Source organism: Arthrobacter sp. Y3221157 (genome assembly GCF_059089865.1).
Genome location: NZ_JBNHFD010000050.1, coordinates 20,597 through 27,004, shown reverse-complemented (window position 1 = coordinate 27,004; position 6,408 = coordinate 20,597). Strand labels below are relative to the sequence as shown.

Here is a 6,408-nt window from a genome sequence, read left to right as displayed (position 1 = left end):
GGCGGGCGCGGCGCACCCAACGGCCGCCGCCGACGTCGTCATCTCCACCCTGCCGCCGCGGGCCGCGGACGGGCTGGCAGCCGAAATAGCGGAGCTGAAAACAACCACCCCCGGCGTGCTGCTGGATGTTGCCTACGACCCCTGGCCCAGCCTGGTGGCCTCCGTGTGGCAGGCGGGCGGCGGCACTGTGGTGCCCGGCCTCGAGATGCTGCTGTACCAGGCGGTGGAACAGGTACGCCTTTTCACCCGCCGCGGCGATGACGTCAATGCGGCCGTCATAGATGTGATGTGCGCCTCAGTCGGCCTTCCCCGACGGGCTTTGTAACCGCCCCCCGTGGCAGGATGGAAGATATGTTGCGTTGGTTGACTGCCGGTGAATCCCATGGTCCGGCTCTGATGGGAATTATTGAAGGCGTCCCCGCCGGTGTGGAAATCACCAGCGGGCACATCGCAGACTCCTTGGCACGCCGCCGGCTGGGCTACGGCCGCGGCGCGCGCATGAAGTTCGAGCAGGACGTTGTGACCATCCTCGGCGGCGTCCGCCACGGCATCACCCAGGGCGGTCCCGTTGCCATCCAGGTGGGGAACACCGAATGGCCCAAGTGGGAGCAGATCATGTCCGCGGACCCCGTGGACCCCGAACTGCTCGCCGACCAGGCCCGCAACGCCCCCCTCACCCGCCCCCGCCCGGGGCACGCCGACTTCACCGGCATGCAGAAGTACGGCTTCGACGAGGCACGTCCCGTGCTGGAGCGCGCAAGTGCCCGCGAAACCGCAACGCGTGTTGCCATGGGCACCGTGGCCGCCAGGTTCCTCAAGCACCTCGGGATCGAACTGGTCAGCCACACCGTGTCCATCGCCAGCGTGACCGTTCCGGAAGGCCGGCCGCTGCCTGTCCCCGCCGACGTCATTGCCCTTGACGCCGATCCGCTGCGCTGCTTCGACCGCGAAACGTCGGACGCCATGGTGGCCGAGGTGGACGCCGCCCACAAGGAAGGCGAAACCCTTGGCGGCGTAGTGGAGGTGCTTGCCTACGGCCTTCCCCCGGGACTGGGCAGCTACGTGCACTGGGACCGCCGTCTCGACTCCCGGCTCGCCGCCGCCCTGATGGGCATCCAGGCCATCAAGGGAGTGGAGGTCGGTGACGGATTCCGCACCGCTGCGCGCCGCGGTTCTGCCGCCCACGACGAGATCGTCCGCGACGATGCCGGCCGCATCGTCCGTGCGAGCAACCGCGCCGGGGGCATCGAGGGCGGCATGAGCATCGGCGACGTCCTGCGCGTCCGCGCTGCCATGAAGCCGATTGCAACCGTACCCCGTGCCCTGAAGACCATCGACGTCAGCACCGGCGAGCCCGCGAAGGCGCACCACCAGCGCTCAGACGTCTGTGCCGTCCCGGCAGCCGGCGTGGTGGCTGAGGCGATGGTCGCCCTGGTCCTTGCTGAAGCCGTCACGGAGAAGTTCGGCGGCGACTCTGTTGCTGAGACCGCCCGGAACATCAAGGGTTACCTGGACAGCATTCCGGCGTCCCTGGACTCGATCGGCCAGTAGTGCCGCAGCGTAGCAATACAGGTCCTGTCGGCGACCGGCCGATTGTCCTGATCGGTCCCATGGCCGTGGGCAAATCCGCGATCGGGCAGCAACTGGCGCAGCAGCTCCATGTCCCGTTCGTCGACACCGACGCCGTCATCGTTGCCGGGCACGGCTCCATCGCCGAGATCTTCGCCGGCCGCGGAGAGCATGCCTTTCGGGAAATCGAAGCCCGGACTGTCGCCTCCGCCGTCGAAGCGGCGGAAGGGACCGCAACGGTGATTTCCCTCGGCGGCGGTGCAGTCCTGGATTCCGGAACCCAGCAGCTGATCGGCCGCTGCACCGTGGTGTACCTCGAGTGCGACGCCGAAACTGTCGCCAGCCGCATTGCCCGGAACTCCGGGCGCCCGCTGCTGGCCGGCGACGCCCTGGGCCGCTGGACGGCCCTGTTCGCCACCCGCAAGCCTGTTTACGAACGGCTTGCAGATATCACCCTGGACGTTCGCCACGGCACTGTTGCCGAGCTTGGCGAACGGCTCGAAGCAGCACTGCGGAACTACGCAGCTGCCAAACAGGAAGTTGAACAGTGAACGCTTCATCAACAGTGATCAAAGTCACCGGTGAGTCCGCCGCCAATAATTACGACGTCGTCGTGGGCCGGGGCCTGCTCGGTGAACTTCCCGGGCGGCTGGGTGAGCGTGTCCGCCGCGTGCTGGTCATCCATCCGCGTGCCCTGCGGCTCACCGGCGACACGGTGCGTGACGAACTGGCCGCCGCCGGTTTCACCGCCCTGACTGCCGAGATCCCGGACGCGGAAGAGGGCAAGCACATCCAGGTTGCCGCTTTCTGCTGGCAGGTCCTTGGGCAGAACGATTTCACGCGCTCCGACGCCATTGTCGCCGTCGGGGGCGGTGCGGTGACGGACTTGGCCGGCTTCGTGGCTGCCACCTGGCTGCGCGGTGTGAAGGTCATCCACATGCCCACCAGCCTGCTGGGCATGGTGGACGCCGCCGTGGGTGGAAAGACCGGCATCAACACCGCCGAAGGCAAGAACCTGGTGGGCGCCTTCCACCCGCCGGCAGCGGTCCTGGCCGACCTGGACACGCTGGACACCCTGCCCAGGAACGAAATCATTTCGGGCATGGCTGAGGTCATCAAATGCGGTTTCATCGCCGATCCCGCAATCCTGGATCTGGTGGAAAAGGACACCGCGGCTGTTACCGACCCGCACTCCGAGGCCATCCGGGAACTGATCGAACGGGCCATTGCCGTCAAGGCAAAAGTGGTGTCGGAGGACCTGAAGGAGTCCGGGCTGCGTGAAATCCTCAACTACGGGCATACCCTGGGCCACGCCATCGAACTGGTGGAACGCTACTCCTGGCGGCACGGCGCGGCCGTGTCCGTGGGCATGATGTTCGCCGCCGAACTGGCCCGCAGCGTGGGACGCCTCAGTGACGCCGACGCCGACCGGCACCGCACCATCCTGGAAGGGCTGGGCCTGCCCGTTACCTACCGCCGCGACCGTTGGCAGGGCCTGCTGGACGGCATGCGCCGGGACAAGAAAGCGCGCGGTGACCTGCTGCGGTTCGTCGTGCTCGACGGCGTGGCGAAGCCGGGGATCCTGGACGTGCCGGATACCTCCCTCCTGTTCGCCGCCTACCAGGAGATCGCTTCCTGATGACGGGCGACATGACGGGAACAACCGACTGGCCGGAGGCCGGCTTTCCGGGGATCAGGATCAATCCGGAAACACTGCTGCCTGCAATCGTGAACGAGGATGCCTGCCGCGAAGCACTGGCCGCGTCCACCGACCCCGCGGACCATATCTTCGTCCTGCTGGTGGAAGGCCACGCCGCCGAGGCTGCCGAACTCCTGGCCGAAGCACGGTTCCGGGATCCGGAGTCCTTCCGGCTGCGCGCGTTCGAAGCTGAAGTGCTCCGGGTCTCCAACCGCCCGGACCGTGCGGTGGAACTCTTTCGCCAGCTCCTCAGCGAGGTGCAGGGAACACCGCGCGAAGCTCTCGTGCTGCAGTTCCTGGGCAAGACCCAGTACAGTGCCGGCCAGACGTCCGCGGCGGTGGAGTCCTTTGCCCGTGCACTCGACCTGCGGGTGGCGGAATCGGCTGACGCGGCCCTGATCTACTCGTCCACGGTGGCCCTCCAGCGGGCACGGGACGTCCTGGAACTGGCCTGCTGAACTGCCCCCGCCCTGCTCCGGGGAAACCGGCCGGCGGATTACCGGTAGAATGGTTCTTGGATTTTTTCCGAACCGCGCGATTTTTGACAAACACGCGCCGGCGGGCCACCTGGCTTGCCCGGCCGGCATAGAACGTCTGACCATCCAGCCAGACAGAGAAACCAGAGGAAACCAGTGGCAACCACTAACGACATCAAGAACGGAACGGTCCTTAAGCTCGAGGGCCAGCTCTGGAACGTCATCGAATTCCAGCACGTCAAGCCGGGCAAGGGTGGCGCCTTCGTGCGGACCAAGATGCGGAACGTGATGTCCGGCAAGGTTGTGGACAAGACGTTCAACGCCGGCCTCAAGATCGAGACTGCCACCGTGGACCGCCGCGATTACCAGTACCTCTACCAGGACGGTGCTGACTTCGTGTTCATGGACACCTCCGACTACGACCAGATCACGGTCTCCGGTGCCACCGTGGGCGACGCCACCAACTTCATGCTCGAAAACCAGATGGTGAACATCGCCATCCACGACGGCACCCCGCTGTACATCGAACTGCCGCCGAGCGTCGTGCTGGAAATCACCTACACCGAGCCGGGCCTGCAGGGCGACCGCTCCTCGGCAGGCACCAAGCCCGCCACGCTGGAAACCGGCTACGAGATACAGGTCCCGCTCTTCATCGAGAACAACACCAAGGTCAAGGTGGACACCCGCGACGGCAGCTACCTCGGCCGGGTCACTGAGTAGTGAGCGCACGCGGTAAAGCCCGCAGCAGGGCACTGGATGTTCTTTTCGAGGCCGAGCAGCGCTCTGTCTCACCCTTCGACGTCCTGCGGGCGCGCCGGGAAAAGACGGACCAGATCGTCAATCCGTACACCGTGGAAATCGTCGAGGGCGTGGTGTCCCAGCAGGCCGCGATCGATGAATTCCTGGAGACCTATTCCCAGGGCTGGAGCCTGGAACGGATGCCTTCCGTGGACCGGGCCATCCTGCGGATCGGCACCTGGGAGCTGCTCTACAACGACGACGTCCCGGACGGTGTGGCGGTCAGCGAGGCCGTGGCGCTTGCCAAGACGCTGTCCACCGACGAGTCGCCCCAGTTCATCAACGGACTCCTGGGCCGCCTGCAGCAGCTGAAGCCGTCGCTGCTTGCCTAGCAGCAGCGCCAGGCGAAACATGCCGGAAGGGCCGGCTCCCACGATGGTGGGAGCCGGCCCTTCCGCTTTAAGCCGCCGTGGTGCCTGCCTTACGAGGCCACCGCCGCACGCAGGGCCAGGATCTGCTGCAGTTGCTGCCGTTCCTCCGCCTGGTGCAGCTGCACGTCGCGTCCGCTGAGGATCCGCTGGCGGGTGTTGGCAAGCCGGGTGGCAGCCTTCAGGAATTCCTTCATCTGCCGTTTCCGGCCGTAGCCGCCGGCCCAGTTCAGCACGGTGCGGCGGCCCCCGAGCGTGGCCAGGAGTTCCACCTCGGCCGGTGTGAACCAGCCGGCAGCGGAATATTCCAGCAGCCGCTGCCGCGTCAGCCTCTTCTCGGCGACGCGCAGCAGCACAATTCCCGCGACGGCAAGGAAGAAAATGGGCACCTGGACAACGATGTAATCCAGCAGGAAACCCTGGCCCATGCTGTTCCAGCGGTTGTGCAGGAACATGGCCGGCAGCAACCCCACAACAAAGGCCGCCACCGAAGCCCCCGCATGCCAGCGCCGGGCTGCGAAGCCCATGATCAGCCCGGTAGTGCCCGTGAAAATGGCATGGGCAAAGGGCGACATGACGCCCCGCAGGAAGAACACCTGGGCGAACTCGCTGGCCGGGCTTGCCGATTCGGCGATGGCCCGGCCGAAGTAGAGGATGTTCTCGGTGAACGCGAACCCGCCGGCAATCGTGAACGCGAAGACCACCCCGTCCACCGGTCCGTCGAAATGCCGCCGGGCCAGGAGGAGCAGCAGGAGCAGGCCCAGGGACTTGGCGAATTCCTCCACGATGGGCGCCTGGACGGTGGCCATGTAGGTCTGCAGGTCCGGGATATCCGAAAACTGGAAGGCAAGGACGAAGAAGGGCTGGATCAGGAGGGTGGCGGCGATGGACACGGCCGCACCCCACGTGAAGGCGAAGAAGAGCAGCCGCTTCGGCTCGGGCTCCCACTTGTCGATCACATAGACGGCCAGCAGCACCACCGAGAGCGGCAGCAGCGAGGCCAAGAACCCGATCAGGAAGCCGGCAGCGCCTGTATTGGACAGCAGGAACGGCACCACCAGGAACAGGCTGAGGAACGCGAGGGCGCCACCGGCCACCGTCAGCCCGAGCAGTCCTCCGCTGGTCCGCGCCGACCTCAGCGCGGTTCCCTGCACCTGGGGCGGCAGCACTGCCTCCACCGGCCTGCCCTGGTGCCCTGGCGCCGGCCGGTAGTTCTCCGGCTGCACGTGTCCCATCCAGCTGGGATTGGCCTGGCGGGGGAGCGGGGAGGCCGGGCCGGAGTACGGATCTTCAGGCCACCCGGGCGATGGCTGGCGGGGATGCGTCGACATACCCGAAAGCCTAGGTGTACCGCGCCACCCATCCAAGGATCCTCCCGCCGCGGCGGCCCCGGATGTGACCATCGCCGCGTTCCGCCGGCACCGGCCAGCGGGACGCCGTGTGGTAATTTTGGAACCGCACATGATCCTTTTTTAATTCCGTCCTGTGAGGCGGGGAA

At 66.4% G+C, this 6,408-nt stretch carries 8 protein-coding genes; 7 read left to right on the top strand and 1 reads right to left on the bottom strand.

Going from position 1 to position 6,408, the window contains the following annotated elements:
• The 7 genes from AC5RTT_RS13210 to nusB all read left to right on the top strand — a co-directional run.
• Window positions 1–325, top strand: a 325-nt coding sequence (locus AC5RTT_RS13210; protein WP_494145573.1) for a Rossmann-fold NAD(P)-binding domain-containing protein, incomplete at its 5' end; no start/stop codon positions are given.
• Window positions 326–351: 26 nt separating this feature from the next.
• Window positions 352–1,551: a chorismate synthase gene (aroC, locus tag AC5RTT_RS13205; protein ID WP_494053165.1), complete on the top strand. Its 1,200-nt coding sequence runs from the start codon at window positions 352–354 to the stop codon at window positions 1,549–1,551.
• Window positions 1,551–2,120, top strand: coding sequence for a shikimate kinase (locus AC5RTT_RS13200; RefSeq protein ID WP_494009259.1), 570 nt, complete (start codon window positions 1,551–1,553; stop codon window positions 2,118–2,120). The genes aroC and AC5RTT_RS13200 overlap by 1 nt, the downstream gene beginning before the upstream one ends.
• Window positions 2,117–3,208, top strand: a complete 1,092-nt coding sequence (aroB, locus tag AC5RTT_RS13195) for a 3-dehydroquinate synthase (RefSeq protein WP_494145572.1) — start codon at window positions 2,117–2,119, stop codon at window positions 3,206–3,208. Before AC5RTT_RS13200 ends, aroB begins: the two co-directional genes overlap by 4 nt.
• The gene (locus AC5RTT_RS13190) at window positions 3,208–3,726 is read left to right on the top strand and encodes a tetratricopeptide repeat protein (RefSeq protein WP_494145571.1); all 519 of its coding nucleotides are present in this window, start codon (window positions 3,208–3,210) and stop codon (window positions 3,724–3,726) included. Before aroB ends, AC5RTT_RS13190 begins: the two co-directional genes overlap by 1 nt.
• A 174-nt stretch (window positions 3,727–3,900) precedes the next feature.
• A complete protein-coding gene (gene efp / locus AC5RTT_RS13185) occupies window positions 3,901–4,464 on the top strand; it encodes an elongation factor P (RefSeq protein ID WP_043454411.1) in 564 nt (187 codons plus the stop codon).
• Window positions 4,464–4,874, top strand: a complete 411-nt coding sequence (gene nusB / locus AC5RTT_RS13180) for a transcription antitermination factor NusB (RefSeq protein WP_133347200.1) — start codon at window positions 4,464–4,466, stop codon at window positions 4,872–4,874. The genes efp and nusB overlap by 1 nt, the downstream gene beginning before the upstream one ends.
• 89 nt (window positions 4,875–4,963) lie before the next feature.
• On the opposite strand, the gene AC5RTT_RS13175 is transcribed toward nusB, so the two are convergent.
• Window positions 4,964–6,241, bottom strand: a complete 1,278-nt coding sequence (locus AC5RTT_RS13175; RefSeq protein WP_494145570.1) for a PrsW family intramembrane metalloprotease — start codon at window positions 6,239–6,241, stop codon at window positions 4,964–4,966.
• Between the last annotated feature and the right edge of the window lie 167 nt (window positions 6,242–6,408).

What these genes read in the sequence shown, in the direction of transcription:
- aroC (WP_494053165.1), top strand. Translation starts at nt 352, where the DNA reads ATGTTGCGTTGGTTGACTGCCGGTGAATCCCATGGTCCGGCTCTGATG.
- AC5RTT_RS13190 (WP_494145571.1), top strand. Translation starts at nt 3,208, where the DNA reads ATGACGGGCGACATGACGGGAACAACCGACTGGCCGGAGGCCGGCTTT.
- AC5RTT_RS13175 (WP_494145570.1), bottom strand. Translation starts at nt 6,241, where the DNA reads ATGTCGACGCATCCCCGCCAGCCATCGCCCGGGTGGCCTGAAGATCCG.